Source organism: Nostoc sp., from assembly GCF_036919575.1.
GTDB lineage: Bacteria > Cyanobacteriota > Cyanobacteriia > Cyanobacteriales > Nostocaceae > Nostoc.
The window spans coordinates 14,444-31,628 of the sequence record NZ_JBALBY010000005.1 but is presented as its reverse complement, the minus strand read 5'-3'; the positions used below and the strand labels follow the sequence as shown (position 1 = coordinate 31,628).

The 17,185-nt window shown below is 42.4% G+C and carries 16 protein-coding genes; 9 read left to right on the top strand and 7 right to left on the bottom strand.

The window, feature by feature from the left end:
* Nucleotides 1-255: 255 nt before the first annotated feature.
* On the bottom strand, nucleotides 256-879 hold the full coding sequence (locus V7K27_RS01915; protein WP_334943772.1) for a Uma2 family endonuclease: 624 nt from the start codon (nucleotides 877-879) through the stop codon (nucleotides 256-258).
* A gap of 401 nt (nucleotides 880-1,280) precedes the next feature.
* On the opposite strand from V7K27_RS01915, the gene V7K27_RS01910 reads away from it, so the two are divergent.
* The 5 genes from V7K27_RS01910 to V7K27_RS01890 all read left to right on the top strand — a co-directional run bounded on the left by V7K27_RS01910 (nucleotide 1,281) and on the right by V7K27_RS01890 (nucleotide 5,564).
* Complete coding sequence (locus V7K27_RS01910; RefSeq protein WP_334943770.1) at nucleotides 1,281-2,648, top strand: NAD-dependent succinate-semialdehyde dehydrogenase; 1,368 nt, start codon at nucleotides 1,281-1,283, stop codon at nucleotides 2,646-2,648.
* A 144-nt stretch (nucleotides 2,649-2,792) separates the two neighbouring features.
* The gene (locus V7K27_RS01905) at nucleotides 2,793-4,436 is read left to right on the top strand and encodes an acetolactate synthase large subunit (RefSeq protein WP_334943768.1); all 1,644 of its coding nucleotides are present in this window, start codon (nucleotides 2,793-2,795) and stop codon (nucleotides 4,434-4,436) included.
* A 177-nt stretch (nucleotides 4,437-4,613) separates the two neighbouring features.
* The gene (locus V7K27_RS01900; protein ID WP_334943766.1) at nucleotides 4,614-4,850 is read left to right on the top strand and encodes a hypothetical protein; all 237 of its coding nucleotides are present in this window, start codon (nucleotides 4,614-4,616) and stop codon (nucleotides 4,848-4,850) included.
* A 103-nt stretch (nucleotides 4,851-4,953) separates the two neighbouring features.
* The gene (locus V7K27_RS01895) at nucleotides 4,954-5,175 is read left to right on the top strand and encodes a hypothetical protein (protein WP_229456196.1); all 222 of its coding nucleotides are present in this window, start codon (nucleotides 4,954-4,956) and stop codon (nucleotides 5,173-5,175) included.
* Entirely contained in the window at nucleotides 5,172-5,564 is a 393-nt protein-coding gene (locus tag V7K27_RS01890; RefSeq protein ID WP_334943764.1) for a type II toxin-antitoxin system VapC family toxin, read from the top strand. Before V7K27_RS01895 ends, V7K27_RS01890 begins: the two co-directional genes overlap by 4 nt.
* Before the next feature lie 227 nt (nucleotides 5,565-5,791).
* Here V7K27_RS01890 and V7K27_RS01885 read toward each other — a convergent pair whose 3' ends face one another.
* The 3 genes from V7K27_RS01885 to V7K27_RS01875 form a co-directional block, all read right to left on the bottom strand.
* Nucleotides 5,792-6,217 carry a hypothetical protein gene (locus V7K27_RS01885; RefSeq protein WP_334943762.1) on the bottom strand — a complete coding sequence of 142 codons (426 nt, stop codon included), beginning with the start codon at nucleotides 6,215-6,217 and terminating at the stop codon, nucleotides 5,792-5,794.
* Between the two features lie 29 nt (nucleotides 6,218-6,246).
* On the bottom strand, nucleotides 6,247-6,735 hold the full coding sequence (locus tag V7K27_RS01880) for a hypothetical protein (RefSeq protein WP_334943760.1): 489 nt from the start codon (nucleotides 6,733-6,735) through the stop codon (nucleotides 6,247-6,249).
* Between the two features lie 370 nt (nucleotides 6,736-7,105).
* Nucleotides 7,106-9,865, bottom strand: coding sequence for a M16 family metallopeptidase (locus V7K27_RS01875; protein WP_334943758.1), 2,760 nt, complete (start codon nucleotides 9,863-9,865; stop codon nucleotides 7,106-7,108).
* A gap of 824 nt (nucleotides 9,866-10,689) precedes the next feature.
* Between V7K27_RS01875 and V7K27_RS01870 the strand changes: the two genes are divergently transcribed.
* The 4 genes from V7K27_RS01870 to V7K27_RS01855 all read left to right on the top strand — a co-directional run bounded on the left by V7K27_RS01870 (nucleotide 10,690) and on the right by V7K27_RS01855 (nucleotide 12,546).
* Nucleotides 10,690-10,962, top strand: a complete 273-nt coding sequence (locus V7K27_RS01870) for a YlcI/YnfO family protein (RefSeq protein WP_334943756.1) — start codon at nucleotides 10,690-10,692, stop codon at nucleotides 10,960-10,962.
* Nucleotides 10,963-10,992: 30 nt separating this feature from the next.
* Nucleotides 10,993-11,223: a hypothetical protein gene (locus V7K27_RS01865; protein WP_334943755.1), complete on the top strand. Its 231-nt coding sequence runs from the start codon at nucleotides 10,993-10,995 to the stop codon at nucleotides 11,221-11,223.
* Nucleotides 11,198-11,482, top strand: a complete 285-nt coding sequence (locus tag V7K27_RS01860; protein WP_334943753.1) for a type II toxin-antitoxin system RelE family toxin — start codon at nucleotides 11,198-11,200, stop codon at nucleotides 11,480-11,482. Before V7K27_RS01865 ends, V7K27_RS01860 begins: the two co-directional genes overlap by 26 nt.
* Nucleotides 11,483-11,736: 254 nt before the next feature.
* Nucleotides 11,737-12,546: a hypothetical protein gene (locus V7K27_RS01855; protein ID WP_334943751.1), complete on the top strand. Its 810-nt coding sequence runs from the start codon at nucleotides 11,737-11,739 to the stop codon at nucleotides 12,544-12,546.
* A gap of 86 nt (nucleotides 12,547-12,632) precedes the next feature.
* Here the strand turns inward: V7K27_RS01855 and V7K27_RS01850 are convergent, their stop codons facing one another.
* The 3 genes from V7K27_RS01850 to V7K27_RS01840 form a co-directional block, all read right to left on the bottom strand.
* Nucleotides 12,633-14,726: a prolyl oligopeptidase family serine peptidase gene (locus V7K27_RS01850; protein WP_334943749.1), complete on the bottom strand. Its 2,094-nt coding sequence runs from the start codon at nucleotides 14,724-14,726 to the stop codon at nucleotides 12,633-12,635.
* 423 nt (nucleotides 14,727-15,149) lie between these two features.
* On the bottom strand, nucleotides 15,150-15,365 hold the full coding sequence (locus tag V7K27_RS01845; protein ID WP_334943747.1) for a DUF2839 domain-containing protein: 216 nt from the start codon (nucleotides 15,363-15,365) through the stop codon (nucleotides 15,150-15,152).
* A gap of 185 nt (nucleotides 15,366-15,550) precedes the next feature.
* The gene (locus tag V7K27_RS01840; protein WP_334943745.1) at nucleotides 15,551-17,098 is read right to left on the bottom strand and encodes an ATP-dependent DNA helicase; all 1,548 of its coding nucleotides are present in this window, start codon (nucleotides 17,096-17,098) and stop codon (nucleotides 15,551-15,553) included.
* Between the last annotated feature and the right edge of the window lie 87 nt (nucleotides 17,099-17,185).

Genomic DNA, 17,185 nt, shown 5'->3' with positions numbered 1-17,185 from the left:
TCATTAGTCATTAGTCATTGGTCATTAGTCATTAGTCATTAGTCATTGGTCATTGGTCATTAGAGGTTGTTTGAAAAGTCCTCTTCTTGGTAGCAAAACGTTCTAGATCCCCCTAAATCCCCCGATAAATTGGGGGACTTTGATTCCGGTTCCCCCCTTTTTAAGGGGGGTTAGGGGGGATCTAGAAGTGCCTAAAATCACAACTAAATACTTTTCAAACACCCTCTTAGTCATTAGTCATTGGTCAATCTAAAATTAGCTGACTATGCCAGCGCGAAAAATTTGCTCTGCGGTCAGATATAACTCTGGAAAAGTTGGCGACTCGATGCGGTCATCTCCTCGAAATTTACTAACGCGATACTCACCTTCTTCTAAACAGCAAACTAAAATAGTAGGTTGTTTGGGCTTGCCAATAAATTCTCTACCGCCCAATGCAGCATAATCGACAATCCAGTATTCAGGAATTCCCATTTGTTCATAATCAGCGTATTTTTTTAGATAATCATCACGCCAGTTTGTACTTACCACTTCAATTACTAAAGGAATTGATGCTGCTTGAGTAACAGTTGATTCTTTTTTCCACCGAGGTTCATTAACTAAATTAGGCTGATTTAGTATCAGGACATCTGGGGAATAAGCAGATTCGTTCTCAACTGGTTTGACGAATACTGTTTTGGGGATGAAATAACGAAGATTTAAGCGACTATATTCTAAAGTGATTTTTGTGGCTAAAAATCCAATCACCTCTTCATGGTCGCCTGTTGGTTGGGGCATTTCGACTACTACTCCATCATATAGTTCGTAACGTTTAAGAGTGTTATCTGGATATTTAGCAACGAATTCATCAAATGTAACTAGTTTGCGTAAAACTTGAGTCATGGCTTAATTCCTCTATGGCTTGCATGGGTCTGAATGCCCCACTGATTGAATTCAAGAATGAATTCTGTACGAAAAAGCGGATGAATAATCGGCGTTTTTGCACCCCCACAAAACTAGAATTTTTGGTGGTCTTCACTACGTGACGCAAGCGCGAACAATCAGTCGCTGGTCCTAATCCCCGACTGATTGATTCTGACTCCTGAATTCTGACTTCTGAATTCTTCTTCATCACTATTAATACTTATCGATTGGTATCTTTTATTTCAACAATAATTGCGAAATTGTAATATTCAGCAGCTAATTCTTGGCTAAAAGACTAGAATTTGGATGGTAGCTTCCTCAATTTATATGTATAACATTAGGAAGCTACCTGAAGCTATTTTTTAAGGAGAGGTCAGGTAATGGCGATCGCCACCATTAATCCCGCCACTGGGGAAACTTTTAAAACCTTTGAGGCGCTCAATGATGCCGAAATTACCGCTAAACTCGATTTGGCTAATCAGGCTTTTGAACAGTACCGTCAGACTAGTTTTTTGACGCGATCGCACTGGCTGCAAAAGGCTGCTGATATTTTAGAGCAAGATAAAGCAGAATTTGCGAAGTTGATGACTCTGGAAATGGGTAAGCCTTTGAAAGCTGCGATCGCTGAAGTCGAAAAATGCGCTGTCGTTTGTCGCTATTATGCCGAACACGCCCCTAGTTTCCTAGCTGATGTTTCAGTAAAAACCGATGCTAGCCATAGTTTTGTTCGCTACCAACCAATGGGTGCAATTCTGGCGGTGATGCCGTGGAATTTCCCCTTCTGGCAAGTGTTCCGCTTTGTGGCACCAGCACTAATGGCGGGAAATGTCGGCTTACTCAAACACGCTTCCAATGTGCCTCAGTGCGCCTTGGCAATTGAAGAGATTATCCGACGCGCAGGTTTTCCTGAAGGTGCTTTTCAAACCCTATTAATCGGCGCTGCTAAAGTTGCCGATTTAATGGCTGATGACCGCGTAAAAGCTGCCACATTGACCGGAAGTGAACCCGCAGGCGCATCCCTCGCCGCCGCCGCCGGTAAACAAATTAAAAAAACCGTTTTGGAATTGGGAGGAAGCGATCCATTTATTGTGTTAGCAAGTGCTGACTTAGAGACAGCAGTTGTCACAGCTACTACAGCGCGGATGTTGAATAACGGGCAATCATGTATTGCAGCCAAACGTTTTATTATCGCAGATGCGATCGCAGACAAATTTGAAAAATTGCTTTTAGAAAAATTTCAGGCGCTGAAAGTAGGCGATCCCATGCAACCAGATACCGATTTAGGCCCACTGGCAACTCCTGGTATTCTCCAGGATTTAGATCAACAAGTGCAAAACGCCATCAGCAGTGGTGGTAAAGTCCTCACCGGTGGACATCCTTTATCAGATCGTCCAGGGAACTTTTATCCGCCAACGATTATCATAGATATCCCACCTGACACACCAATTGCCAAAGAAGAATTCTTTGGCCCAGTAGCCTTGTTATTCCGCGTTCCAGATATTGATGCTGCCATTAAACTCGCTAATGACTCACCCTTTGGCTTAGGTGCAAGTGCTTGGACAACCAACGACCAAGAATGCGATCGCTTGGTTGAGGAAATCGAAGCAGGTGCCGTGTTTATCAACGGTATGGTCAAATCAGATCCCAGCTTACCCTTTGGCGGCATCAAGCGTTCTGGATATGGCAGAGAATTGAGTATCCAAGGTATACATGAGTTTGTCAATGTTAAAACCGTGTGGGTTAAATGATCGGGAGTGGGGAGTAGGGAGTAGGGAGTAGGGGGAAGAAGGGGAAAAGGGGAGGGGAACAAGGAAGATTCTTCTATCTGTTTTAACCCCACTCCCCATTCCCCACTCCCCACTCCCCAATATCGTTGCTAGTTAGGAAATAAAATGAATACAGCAGAATTATTGGTGCAGTGCCTAGAAAATGAAGGAGTGCAATATATTTTTGGACTCCCTGGCGAAGAAAATCTGCACGTTTTAGAAGCGCTAAAACATTCTTCGATTAAATTTATTACGACTCGTCATGAACAGGGTGCAGCTTTCATGGCCGATGTCTACGGACGCCTAACAGGAAAAGCCGGAGTGTGTCTTTCTACTCTTGGGCCTGGGGCAACCAATTTGATGACTGGGGTAGCAGATGCTAACCTGGATGGTGCGCCCTTAGTGGCGATTACCGGTCAAGTGGGAACAGATAGAATGCACATTGAATCCCATCAATATTTAGATTTGGTGGCAATGTTTGCACCTGTTACCAAGTGGAATAAGCAGATTGTGCGACCGAGTATTACACCAGAAGTAGTACGGAAAGCATTTAAGCGATCGCAATCTGAAAAACCTGGTGCAGTTCACATCGATTTGCCAGAAAATATTGCTGCCATGCCCGTCGAAGGCAAACCTTTGCGTAAGGATAATAGCGAAAAAACCTATGCATCTTTTGCTAGCATTCGGGCAGCAGCCGCCGCCATTTGCCAAGCAGTTAACCCATTAATCTTAGTCGGAAATGGGGCAATTCGCGCTCATGCAAGTGATGCAGTCACGCAATTTGCCACCTTGCTGAATATACCTGTTGCCAATACTTTTATGGGTAAAGGCGTGATTCCCTACACACATCAATTAGCTTTGTGGTCAGTGGGATTACAGCAAAGAGATTTTATTACCTGTGGCTTTGATAACACAGATTTAGTAATTGCGATCGGCTATGATTTGATTGAGTTTTCCCCGAAAAAATGGAATCGTGATGGTGAAATTCCCATTGTGCATATTGGGGTAAGTCCGGCGGAGATTGATAGTAGTTATATTCCCAACGCCGAAGTCGTGGGAGATATTTCAGATTCCCTTTATGAAATTTTAAAATTAGCAGACAGACAAGGTAAACCCGATCCCTTTGCCATCAGCTTAAGGTCAGAGATTCGCGCTGATTACGAACAGTATGCCCATGATGACGGATTTCCTATTAAGCCGCAAAAGTTAATTTATGACTTACGGCAAGTGATGGGGCCAGATGATATCGTCATCTCTGATGTTGGCGCACATAAAATGTGGATGGCTCGTCATTATCATTGCCATAGTCCCAATACTTGCATAATTTCCAACGGCTTCGCAGCTATGGGTATTGCCATTCCTGGCGCTTTAGCAGCAAAACTTGTTCATCCTCAGCGCAAAGTCGTTGCTGTAACAGGCGATGGCGGCTTTATGATGAATTCTCAGGAATTAGAAACAGCCTTGCGTGTCGGTACACCCTTTGTCACCATAGTTTTCAATGATGGTGGCTATGGGTTAATTGAGTGGAAGCAAGAAAATCAATTTGGCAAAGGAAACTCATCTTTTGTGCATTTTAGCAATCCTGATTTTGTCAAATTCGCCGAAAGCATGGGTTTAAAAGGCTACCGAGTTGAATCGGCTCTAGATTTGATTCCCACACTCAAAGAAGCCCTCGCTCAAGATGTACCAGCTGTGATAGATTGTCCCGTAGATTATCGAGAGAATCACCGTTTTAGCCAAAAAGCCGGCGAGTTGACTTGTGCTTTGTAAAAATTAGAGACGCGATTAATCGCGTCTGTACAAGAGTTAGGAGTTAGGAGTTATTTATTCCTAACTCCTGATTAATTTCTAGTCCTTTAGTGTTTTGGTAGGGTGCGTTACAATACGATTCGGTTAAAAAAATTGTAGGTTGGGTTAAGCAAAGCGCAACCCAACAAAGCCCAGGAAATGTTGGGTTTCGTTCCTCAACCCAACCTACACAGCTACACAGCTTTGCGTCCTTGGCGGTTCGTAAAAAAACCACTCAGCAATCAAGCAAATACCACAATTATGAATGCAGTAGAGAAACTAACTGAATTGGTGAGTCAGAAGTTGGATGTACCCAACTCTGTAATCTTAGAAGTGCCGATTACCAATAACTTCTCTACAATGCTGCTTGCAACGCACAGGCGGATGGCAGTATAGCGACATCAATTAAAACACTTTCGTCTTCTCCCAGTCAAAATCCTAATATTAAGAAAACTGCTCAGAACGTACTATTTGCTAATAAGCATCTTATGAAGTAACTATGAAAGCACACCGAATTGAAACAAAGTTAACTAAAAACGGAACCTTGATTCTTGAGGATTTACCGTTTCAGGCTGGGGAAGCAGTTGAAATTATCATTCTAGAAAGTCACACTCATCCCCAAGAAGCGAATTTGTATCCTTTGCGTGGCAAACAACCGTACCGTTATGACGATCCTTTTGAACCTGCTGTGCCTCTGGAAGATTGGGAAGTCTTGCAATGATCATACTGGATACCCATATATGGGTTTGGTGGGTTCAAGGTGATGCAAAACTAACCAAACAACATCAGAACTGGCTGCAACAATATGAACCCCAAGGGTTAGGAGTCAGCATTATGTCCTGTTGGGAAGTTGCCAAATTGGTAGAGATTGGCAAGCTAACTCTACCCTATCCAGTTGACGAGTGGTTAACTGGAGCTTTAATTTATCCAGGAGTGCAGCTACTCGAACTGACAATTCAAATTATCGTTGAATCAACCAAACTCACAGGTTTTCACCGAGATCCATTTGATCAAGTTATTGTAGCCACTGCCAGAATTAACGGCTGTCCGTTACTAACTGTTGACGCCAAAATTCTGGCATATCCTGGGGTACAAACTCTCAAAAACTGAAAGATAAAGTTTGCGTTGCTGAATTAACCTATGAATTGTTCTTTGCATCTTTGCGCCTTTACGTGGGATGGAAGGTAAGGCGAATTTCTCGCGCGATCGCCATTATCTTCTGTTTAAATAAGAGTCTGAAAATGGCTTTAATTTTGAATTTTGAATTGTTAACTTTGTGTCAATTAGATACTTAATAATATATGAAGAAATTCTATCAAAAGGTAGATGCACCGATGCTAAATCGAAAAACTGCTGATTAAATACTTGACAAACTCTTGGATTTGTTTATTGGGAAAGCTATTAATTCCCAACACCATTTCAACTATGTAGAGCGCAGCAAGCAACAAAGTTATTAATACCAGACAATATCTGATTAGTAAGATACTATTTACAGGTGTGAAAATTGTATCTTTTCGATTCTGTTTTGACCTTTTTTCCTTACCAAGTAAAAAAACTATATAAAAGCGCTTTTTACTAAATGGGATAGAAAGCCTGATATCCACAGCATGATGCTTGCTAACTCGCTCCCTAAATACCTTTTGTAATTCTGTCAATTGGTCATCGGTAAAGGTAGCTACTACTTGAGGAGGAATGGAGGCGAAAAACTGTTGGGGAAAAGTGTCATTTTTGGACGAATATTTAGTTAAACGGTTTGTAGGCATATTGTTTTTATTGTCGGTGTGAATAAGCTTCAAAACATCGGACTGTGTTGCTCATCCCAACACTTTTCATTACGCCAAGTTCTGTTAGTGTGTTCGCATTCAGATTTATCAAAAATCCAAGGAATAGATGTAGGGTAAGGCGAAGTAGAGATGGAACTAAATGAAGCAAGTGAAGACCATAAAAAAGGGAAAATGGTGAAGCTACAACTCAATAAAATGGTTAAAAATCCTGTTAAGAATATAATATTGCCTGTATTCAAAAGAGGATATCTGCCTTTTTCATTTTGCAAGCGCTGTTGCGAACGACGTTCTGAACCTGCTAATAAAACTAGATAAAATCGTAGTCCGGGAATAGGAACTGAAACTCTTATATCTAAAGAATGACGAGTCACAACTTGAGAACCGAAACCCCTTTGTATGGCTTTTAGTTGCTCATCAGTGAAAGAGTCTGCTATTTTCGGACTAATCTTAGAAAAAAGCCGTTCAAAAATAGGATCAATATGTTCTAGACTTTTCATAATTGTGGTTGAGTGTATGCAGACATTCTAAAAATAACGCAATTTTATCGCTCCGTCTTTGATATTTATACTGAAAATTTATCAATTTATAATTTAATATAAATGATTGGTTTACGGTTTAATTACTTAATTTTAGAGATGAATCTACTTCAGATATTTTTAATTCTTCATCAGAGTTGAATATAAAAAAAGTTTTGATAAATTTTAGCCGATCGCAATTAGTAATATATGGCAATACCGCTTGGTTCAAGTCTTAACCCAAACGGTATTGCTCAATAGACTTCCTGACAAAAATCCGAATAAAAGCAAAAGGTCTAATCTCAGTCAACACGTAAAGGCGCAAAGATGTGCTTTGCACCTTTATGTGAAATTACGATCCAACCTTGGATACACTATCTTCAGGCCCGGTGGTGACAATCACCAGATTTTCCGGCTTAATTAAATCCTCAATTGCCTGTTGCATTTGAGCCATAGTGACTGCTTGAATCTTCTGGGGAAAGTCTCGGATTTCTGATCGTGAAAGTCCCAAGACAGCATTATCCAAAATGATGCTTGATACATCACTGGGATTAGCTAAATCGACGGGGTAGCTATTGGTAATTGAGCGTTTTGCCGCGTTGAATTCAGCCTCAGTTACTCCTTGTTCGCGCAACTGTTTGAGTAAAGCCAGAGTACTGGCGATCGCTTTTTGGGTATCTCCGGGAGCAGTCTGCATCTGAATCAAGAACGGGCCGGGATTAATTCCGGCGGCGAAACCACTATAGATACCGTAGGTCAGACCTTGGCGATCGCGCACCTCCGTACCCAAGCGGCTTGATAAGGTATCACCACCAAAAATTTGATTCAGCACCAGGGCTGCATAAAAACGCGGGTCTTTCCGAGAGATGCCGTTGTAGCCGATGTAGGTAACAGCCTCGGCTTTACCAGGAATTACTTTATTTAAACGTGTCAAAGTTTGCGGTAATGGCACGGATGCTATTTTGAGTACAGGTGGCTTACCTGTGGCTTGCCACTTGCCAAATACCTGATTCAGCAAAGCTCTTACCTTAACTGCCTCAAAGTCTCCAACTAAAGCGATCGTTGTGTTATCTGGTCGGTAGTGTGTCTGGTAAAAGCCAAGCAAATCATCACGAGAAATGCTCTTTAAGCTCTCGGCTGTGGGAAAGCTATGGAATGGATGATTTTCTGGGTAAATCGCTTGCTGAAATAGTTGTCGTCCCAATCCTCTAGGGTCATCTTGCTGGACTTTCAGACTTGTCAACGCCCGTTGGCGACTTAGTTCTAACTGGTCGGCTGGGAAAGTGGCGTTTTTTAAGACATCTGCCAGAGTTTGAATTAATATCGGCAAGTTTGCGGAAAGCCCTTGACCACTAATGCTAACTCCTTCGCGGCTAGCACTGAAGTTTAAGTCGGCTCCCCGGTCTTCTAAGGTTTTTGCCAAGTCCAAAGCATTTTTAGTCTGCGTCCCATTCATTAAGTTGTTCGCAGTCAGATTCGCTAATCCAGCTTTTTGATTGCCGTCAAATTCAGTACCGGCGTTAATTTGTCCACTCAGGTTAATGGTGGGGAGGTTGCGATCGCTCAAGAGCAGAATCCGCAAACCATTACTTAAGGTAAACTCTTCTGGTAGTGGTTGTTTGCCGGAATCTGTAGCTGATGTGGCAGGTGGGAGATATTTGGCCAATTCTGCTGGATCTACAGGTTTACCGGGGCTGAAATTTTCCACTGTGCGACCAGAACCAGCGTTAGAAGTTCCGGGTTTACCATCTGGTTGAGTTGGCTCAAAGAAGCCGATGGTTTGTTTAGCCGGATTCAGGTAAGTTTTTGCTATTTTCTGGACTTGAGCAGGGGTGACTTTAGCGATCGCAGCCAGATACCGTTCAATAAAACGATAATCTCCCGCCACAGTTTGGTTATACCCCAGTTGAGTAGCTTGACTAGTAATGTCTTGATTACCCAAAATATACGAGGCTTGCAGTTGTGTCTTCGCCCGGTTCAATTCTTCTGTGGTAACAGGCTGCTGTTGCAATTTTGCTAAAGATTCCTGAAGCACCTGGGCAATTTTCCCCAACTCTTTACCCGGAGCCGCCGTAGCATCAATTTGATACCAACCTGGTTCGATCAGTTCAGCAGCACCGCCACTCACTGAACTAGCGAGTCCAGATTCCACCAAAGCTTGGTAAAGTCTAGAACTACGTCCGCCTGTGAGGATGGCATCCATCACATCAATTGCCGGGACATCAGGATGGTTGATATCTGTTAACGGATACACCGCTTGCAGTAATGCCGCACTTCCAGGTTGCTTCAAAACGATCACCGCTTTTTTCGCAACAGAGGTAGGAGCAGTCACTTGGGCGGGATTTTTCGCCACAGCCGTCTTGGGTCGTTTTGGCAACTTCCCGTAAGTTTCTTTCACAACTTTGAGTACAGGTTCCGTGGCAAAATCCCCCGTAATCACCAGCGTGGCATTTTCTGGGCTGTAATAGGTTTGGTAATAATTCCGCACCTGCTCCACCGTGAATTTCTGTACATCGGCTTTTGTACCTCCCACAGGTAAGCCATAGGCTCTGCTAGGGAAAGCATCTCGCATCACTGCCCGATTCAGACGATAGCCTGGTGAATTTTCGTACCCCTGTAACTCGGAGATCACCACCCGCTTTTCACTTGTGAGTTGCTCAGTCCCAACTAAGGAATTTTCCATGCGATCGGCTTCCAATGTCAACAATGCTTCGAGTTTGTCTCGTTGCACTGTGCCAAAGTAAGCTGTTTCGTCATAACTAGTAAAGGCATTGAACTGGCTACCCAAGGCACTAAATAACCTGCCAAACTGCACTGGACGGTCAGTTGTCCCCTTGAACATCAAATGTTCTAGCTGGTGAGAAATGCCATTCTCTCCCTTAACTTCGTTACGTGAACCAACTTTATACCAAACTTGCACGCTGACCACTGGAGCAGTATGGACTTCTTTGGTTAGCACTGTTAAGCCGTTGTCCAATACTGTTTTTTGTACCCCTTGGGTGAATGAGAGAGCAGATACAGGTGCAACTGCCGTCGGTGTTGCAGCATTGGTAAAATTGCCCAAAAAAGGCACAATACTTAGCAGAAGGCTGAGTAAAAACCCGATAAGCATATATGAGCGTAGCTTCATAAGCAAGGCGAAATTCAAAATCTCTAATTATAAAACAAAACCTTAGTACCATTTTGAAAAAGTCAAAAGACTTACATTCTCAGCTTTTTCAACATTTTCAATGGTAGCTCTATTTCTGCGGTTGAGTACTAGTACAGCACGGCGTAAATAAGCCACCCATTTGAAATGTCTCAAACCCTTGCAAACAATTAATTACGAATTACGAATTCCGCCTTGCGGTACTAGGGACTAATATTTTTTGCTCAGTATTTTTTTAAAGACTGATGTGACTTTACGCACTATCATAAATAATTGCAAGTATATTAATAATGGTTGCAATGTGTTGCAGATCACAAGATTTTCGGAATATCTACTTCTACAATAGTAGGCTTCAAAAATATGCAGCTTACGCACACAAAACTAGGACTCAAGTAATTGAGGAACTTCTTGACACGCTACCAAACATAGAAAATGGCGATTCCTCCTCGACCCCACGAAGAGTCAAACCTGCGGTTTTATTTGGTTAGGGGTCAACTCGTCAACGAGAGAAAAATTCATCTCATCGCCTCCCTTCGGGTAGGCGAGAGGCTTCTTTTTGCTGAAGCTAAATTCAACCAGGGGCAAAGACAAACTTATACAATAATCCCTTTGACTGGTACAGCCCAATCTGTCGCATTTTAACCACACAAGAAGGTTAACAATTCAAAATTCAAAATTCAAAATTGTTCGCGCAGCTTGCTTCACCGTAGCTCTGCCGTACCCCTAGGGGGAAGCAAGCTACGCGTGGTAACAGAATATAGAGCAGTTACAATAAATAGTATCAATATTTGGTTGCAATTATCGTTATGGAAGGCGAAGCCCTAACAATTCGGTTTCCGGCTGATTTACTTGTGAAAGCTAATAAAATTAAGGAGGGTAGCGAATCGCTGAATGATTTAGTGGTTGAGGCTTTGGAACGTGAGGTGAGCCGCCGTAGGGGATGGGTTCTCCATCAACGGATAATTGCCCGCAGCGAAACTGTTAAAGCTAAAACTGGGATACAACCAGCCTCTACAGATTTGATTCGCAGCCTCAAAGAGGACGAAGGGCGACGTGACTAGAGTTTTGTGTTTAGATACCGATAAAATTTTATGAATACAGTAGAAATTCGCCAGCAAATTAAAGAATATGTCGATCAACTCTCCCCAGAAAGATTATTAGTCGCTGCTGATTTTTTGGCGTATTTAGCAGAAAAAGACGATAATGAAGCAACTGAAGAATTGTTGAAAATAGAGGGTTTTAAAGAAGCGTTTGCTAAAGCAAAGAAGAATGTTGAAGAAGGTAAGGTAATTTCTGTTGACCAACTCCAACGAAAATATTAAGTATATTGTTATTATTGGTACTGATGCTCAAGAATTTTTCGAGTCTTCTTCTGCTTCTTTACAAAAGAAATTAGATCGTTGTTTTGAACGTTTAAAGATTGAGCCTCGTAATTCTCCTAATATAAAACCTTTGAAAGGTGACTTATCAGGTTATTATCGTTATCGCGTAGGTGAGTATCGGGTTATTTATCAAATAGATGATGACTTAAATCAAGTAACGATTATTTTGATTGGGCATAGAAGTAGAGTTTATGAATAAACGTTGGATTCTTCCTTGATAAAAAGAATGTTTAATTTTAACTGGACTCATTACGATTTGACCCCATTTATTTAATTCAATTTTGAAGGGTAAATCTTGTAATTGTTTATGTTCACAAACTTCTTCCCATCTCATAGTTAATATTTGTCTAGAGTGATGATTTAATTTTAACTCATCTATTAATACCGAGACTCACCCTCTGATTGCAGATAAGAGAGTGGAACGAAACCCAGCCCTACTATCTCAATTAATTCATGAAGATTATTGAACAAAACCAGCATCGGCTCCTTTTGCGTTTCCAAAAATCGCTTTGGGGTGTATTACTCATTAGTATAACTTTGATTCCATTTGGTCTTTTCCTTTGTTTATTGGGGTTGGTACTCCAGCGTGCTAATTATCCTGGAATCATCGCCGTAGTCAGTGGATGCGTAATGGTTGCAATCAGTCTATATACAATAATTGAAGATACAGAAATTACTACTTATATCTTTGATAAACCCAAAAATTCTATTCTCTGGGAAAGACAAAATCGATTTGAAATTTTACACACAAAATCTGTTGAGTTTCCGTGTCATATTATTTCAGGTATTGTAGTAGAAGATGTCAGTGGTTCTGAAGGAGGAATAGCTTTCTATCCGAGATTAATTTTGGCATCAATCTACTGGCGCTTTTATCTAAAGTCTGATAGTAGCTATGAGAGTGCTGTAAGTATTGCCAAAACGATTGCACAGTTTTTAGATATCCCCTATTTTGCTAACAAATCGGAAGCACCTACTTCAACGCTTGATATGAAAATTATGGCAAACCGAGAACCTGGGCAATCTTCTTGGCAATACCTAGAGAATGAAGTTGAGCTTTTGCGGCAACAGTTAGATCATCATCCTAATGATCCAGACATTCATCAAGACTTGGGAATTTCGTTGTATTATCTGAATAGATGCATACATCGAAAGGAAGTAGTGACGCATCTGCAACAAGCAGAAAGATTATTTGAGTCTAGAGAGGATAGCGATCGCGCGGCTATTGCAAGGGTAATGACAGCACTTCTAAGTTGGAACTACTGATGTCGAGGAAAATTTTTTGTGTAAATTGATTATTGATTCAGTTAGTTTAGCCTCGTAGGGTGGGCAATACCCACCCTACAAAGTTGCTAAACTTCAACATCCAAAGTACGCACCAAAAAAGCCCATTTATCGGCGGCTTCTTCGATAATTTTAGCTGTGGGTTTACCCGCACCATGACCGGCTTTAGTCTCAATTCTAATTAGCGTTGGCGCATTACCAGCGTGAGCCTCTTGTAAAGCTGCGGCAAATTTGAAACTATGAGCAGGGACAACGCGATCGTCATGATCGGCTGTGGTAATTAAGGTTGCTGGGTAAGCTGTATCTGGTTTGATGTTGTGTAGTGGCGAATAAGCATATAGCGCTGGAAACTCTTCTGGATTATCTGCTGAACCATATTCGGAAGTCCAAGCCCAACCGATGGTGAATTTGTGGAACCGCAACATATCCATGACGCCGACTGCTGGTAAAGCTGCACCAAACAAATCGGGACGTTGAGTTATGCAAGCACCCACCAATAAACCGCCGTTACTACCACCTGCGATCGCTAGCTTATCTGTCTTAGTATACTTATTAGCAATCAACCACTCAGCAGCGCCAATAAAGTCATCAAAGACATTCTGCTTTTTATCCTTCATTCCTCCTTGATGCCATTCTTCGCCGTATTCTCCACCGCCGCGGATATTGGGCATAGCATAGACACCACCCATCTCCATCCATACCAACAGACTCACAGAAAAACTGGGTGTCATTGAAGCACTAAAACCGCCATAAGCATAGAGATAAGTGGGGTTATTCCCATCTAATTTAATGCCCTTTTTATGGGTAATAAACATGGGTATTTTAGTACCATCTTTGCTATGATAAAAGACTTGTTTAGTCTCGTAATCAGCAGGATTAAAATCTACTTCTGGTTGGCGAAAAACGGTACTTTTACCAGTTATCATATCGTAGCGATAGATAGTTCCTGGTGCTGTGAAACTGGTGTAAATATAAAAAGTTTCGGTATCATGACGCTTCCCTCCAAAGCCTCCGGCTGAACCGAGTCCGGGTAGTTCTACCTCGCGGACAAATGCACCTTTGAGGTCAAAAATTTTAATTTGGCTGTGAGCATCTTTGAGGTAATCAGCAACAAATTGGTTATTGAGTATACCGACACTTTCCAACGTTTCCGCAGATTGGGGAATGATTTCTCGCCAATTTTCCTTAGCAGGATTTTTGGTGTCAATCGCAATAACTCGTCCGCGTGGTGCATTTAAATCTGTGCGGAAATAAAAGAGGCTATCATCATTGTTGATAAAGCTGTAATCTGCCTCAAACTGGTTAATCAGTTCTACGACTTCAGCATTAGGGTTAGTCAAATCTTTGGAGAAAACTAAATTCTTGGAATCAGTTCCCAGCCAAATTGAAATTATTAGATAGTGTCCATCTTCAGTAACGCCACCACTAAAACCCCATTCCTTTTGGTCAGGACGATGATAAATTAGTATATCTTCTGATTGGGGTTTACCTAGTTGATGATAGTAGAGCTTTTGATAATAGTTAACATCTTCTAATTGAGTTTTTTCATTCGGTTCATCGTAGCGACTGTAGAAGAAACCTTGATGATCGTGTGTCCACGATGCGCCAGAGAATTTAATCCACTTCAGGTGGTCTTGCAGGTCTTCCCCAGTTTCAATATCGCGGACTTTCCACTCTTGCCAATCAGAACCAGAGGCGGATAGACCATAAGCTAAAAGTTTAGCATTCTCGCTAATAGACAATCCTGAAAGAGCAACAGTGCCATCTTCTGAAAGTTTATTGGGGTCGAGTAAAACATTCGGTTGGTCGTCGAGGGTTTTCAGAGTGTAGAGGACACTTTGATTTTGTAGCCCGTCATTTTTAAAATAAAAGTAGCGATCGCTCGAACCATCTCCCTGAGATTCGCCTTCTTTAAAAGGGATACCATATTTTTCATAATCCCAAAGTTTGGTGAGGCGCTGTTTAATTTTTTCCCTGGTAGGAATTTCACTCAAGTAGCCAAAAGTAACTTGATTTTGTGCGTCAATCCAAGTCCTTGTTTCTTCAGAGTCAGGATCTTCTAACCAACGATAAGGATCTGCGACTAAAGTACCGTGGTAGTTATCGACTTGATCGCTCTTGTGGCTGGATGGGTAGGTGAGGGGTTTTTCAGAGGAGGGCATAATCTCAGGTCAAAAGTGCTTCTTTATATACTACAAAGATAGACCCCAGACGTGGGGCATACACTTATAAACGAGCGATGTCTCCGACGGGGTACGCCTACGCCCATTTACAGCTATTTTCAGGTAAATAGACCACCCGGTAGGGGCAGAGCAATGCTCATAGGTGTCAACTTAAGGTGAAACCCTTGCCAAGACGTGATATTCAATTCTTTGGCTTCTCATCACGATCCGCGTTACCCCACCCTAACCCTCCCCTTATAAAGGGGAGGGAACTGGATTTTTTTTCCCCCCTTTATAAGGGGGGATTAAGGGGGGTAAAACGCCTGTGGGATAAGCGTTTGGGCTTAAATTGACACCAATGAGCTTTTTCTGTACCCCTACGACAGATGATCCCCGCGTGAAAATGTTTTGAATTTTGAATTGTTAGTAGACTACTTGCCACCAGCCGAAGGCTGGGCCGATAAAACGGATAGTTGCCCATCCTACAACCATAAGACCAATACCTATCCAGGCACCACGAGTAGTCCAAGTCACAAATAGTTCGCCTTGAGTTTTTGTGATGGGAAGCCAAGGCAAGATCCGAGTTTCTTGACCGTATGTTTCCCCTTGTGTGGTTTTACGACGCTTTGCTTCACCCATAATTAGCAACTCAAATTCTATTTAGGTTCTAAATTTATCTTGCCAGAAATCATGTCTACAGAGAGGCGATGAATCACATCACTTTCATAAGCTGATAATAGTCCTTACTTTTAAACGATCGCGTTTTGGTTGACAAAATTTAAATTGGGCATCGGGCATGGGGCATTGGGCATTGACAAATGACCTTATGCTGAATTTTCTTCACCAGTGTTAGAAAACAGACTGGGGTCGAGATAGTTAATGCGTGCCAGAGGACTTAAGGTTGCGAGAATTTGAGCGCCGTAGCTGCGGTTAACTACGCGACTATCAAGTAAAGCAACAATCCCTTGACTTTCTCGGACTGGTGCGATCGCTCGTTGTAATTCATTCAAGGCAGCTGGCAACAAATATAAACGAAACCAATCTTGATGCGATCGCTTATAACGAGCTACCCTACCAGCTACGAGGGGATTTTCCAAAGATGGTAGCGGTAAAGTCGCAATAATTAACAGTTGGGGTGCAGGTAAGACTCGTTGATGTTCTCGCCAAAATTCCCAACCGCTAATCAAAATACCATTTTCATCTAAACAAGTTTTTTCTACTTGCACCCGCGAACCAAACTCTGAGGCCAGAATTGCCGCAACTTGAGACTTCAGTGGTACATCTCCCACCAAGACAACCGTTAATCCTGGTGCTGTAGCACTTAAACAAACCAGTGTGCGGACTTTATGAATAAATGCCGCTTGAAATTCTGGCGTGTTCGGTAGGGGCAACTTATACGGTACATACAGTTGAATTGCTTCTGCTTGATTCTCCGAAGAGAATTTTAGGCAAGTTAAATCGTCCAAACCCAAGCGCTGTCGGAAAAGCGGAGCCTCAGTTTCCGGTTCTATAGCGCTGCCAATTAAAACTACTGGTTGTCGCTGCCAAATGGGGGAGAGTATTTCGCCTAATTCCATTGGGGCGTAGTGCAGAGAAAATAAACCTTGTCGATGGGCAATAGTCGCCCAGAAGAGAGGGGGGGAAAGATTTTCATCAAGGGTTTGAAATTGTTGCCAGAATTGTTTCCAAGGTTCTGGCAGTGTTTGTACTGACTCGAAAGCAGAATAGAGACGGCTTAAAATTTCTATTTCTGGCTGGGAAATTAGATAGCATTCATAGGGATTGGCAGGATGCTGAAAAAGTTCGTGTGTCAGTTGTATCCGTGCTTCCTGAATTGCCTCAGCTTCGTTTGGACAAGCCAGGATGAGTTGATCCCAATCATGGGGTTGAATATCTTGGGTAAGCTGAGTACGCACCCAATCTTCTAAATCATCGACCCCATCAATAATTGTAGGGATACCTTGGGGAAAGCGATCGCCACCAGCCAATTGTCCTTTTAACCAAGCTTCTGGGGAGGTTAACAGTAGCCCTTGGAATTCACCACCAGGCCAAGCGTCACCCGTCCTAATCGGTTTGTTGGCTGGTAGCCACTGCTGTAGACGAGGAATTTCTACCCGCAGCAGAAGTTGCTGCACAGCTTCTTGAGCAACAATAATTACAGGGCCATGCCACATCAGGGCTGATGCTACGAAACTGGTACGATACCGCCCTTGATAGCCACAAACCGCCCCGACTTGAATTAGGGCGCTACGTCCCAGGCGCAAGGCGCGTGCTACCAACCGTGCCATCGTCAAATGATGGGGCCAGGAAGGGAACCCCGCTTGCGATCGCAAAAAGTTATGTAGTGACAAATGAACTTCTGCCTCAATCACACGCTTTTAATCCCATACAAAGTTACTTTTACTTCCAATTGCCCCATTTCTATTATGTTGTTATTTGTCATTTGTCATTTGTCCTTT

Coding starts and splice junctions, on each gene's coding strand:
- V7K27_RS01915 (WP_334943772.1), bottom strand. CDS start 879: ATGACTCAAGTTTTACGCAAACTAGTTACATTTGATGAATTCGTTGCT.
- V7K27_RS01910 (WP_334943770.1), top strand. CDS start 1,281: ATGGCGATCGCCACCATTAATCCCGCCACTGGGGAAACTTTTAAAACC.
- V7K27_RS01905 (WP_334943768.1), top strand. CDS start 2,793: ATGAATACAGCAGAATTATTGGTGCAGTGCCTAGAAAATGAAGGAGTG.
- V7K27_RS01900 (WP_334943766.1), top strand. CDS start 4,614: ATGTTGGGTTTCGTTCCTCAACCCAACCTACACAGCTACACAGCTTTG.
- V7K27_RS01895 (WP_229456196.1), top strand. CDS start 4,954: ATGAAAGCACACCGAATTGAAACAAAGTTAACTAAAAACGGAACCTTG.
- V7K27_RS01890 (WP_334943764.1), top strand. CDS start 5,172: ATGATCATACTGGATACCCATATATGGGTTTGGTGGGTTCAAGGTGAT.
- V7K27_RS01885 (WP_334943762.1), bottom strand. CDS start 6,217: ATGCCTACAAACCGTTTAACTAAATATTCGTCCAAAAATGACACTTTT.
- V7K27_RS01880 (WP_334943760.1), bottom strand. CDS start 6,735: ATGAAAAGTCTAGAACATATTGATCCTATTTTTGAACGGCTTTTTTCT.
- V7K27_RS01875 (WP_334943758.1), bottom strand. CDS start 9,865: ATGCTTATCGGGTTTTTACTCAGCCTTCTGCTAAGTATTGTGCCTTTT.
- V7K27_RS01865 (WP_334943755.1), top strand. CDS start 10,993: ATGAATACAGTAGAAATTCGCCAGCAAATTAAAGAATATGTCGATCAA.
- V7K27_RS01855 (WP_334943751.1), top strand. CDS start 11,737: ATGAAGATTATTGAACAAAACCAGCATCGGCTCCTTTTGCGTTTCCAA.
- V7K27_RS01850 (WP_334943749.1), bottom strand. CDS start 14,726: ATGCCCTCCTCTGAAAAACCCCTCACCTACCCATCCAGCCACAAGAGC.
- V7K27_RS01845 (WP_334943747.1), bottom strand. CDS start 15,365: ATGGGTGAAGCAAAGCGTCGTAAAACCACACAAGGGGAAACATACGGT.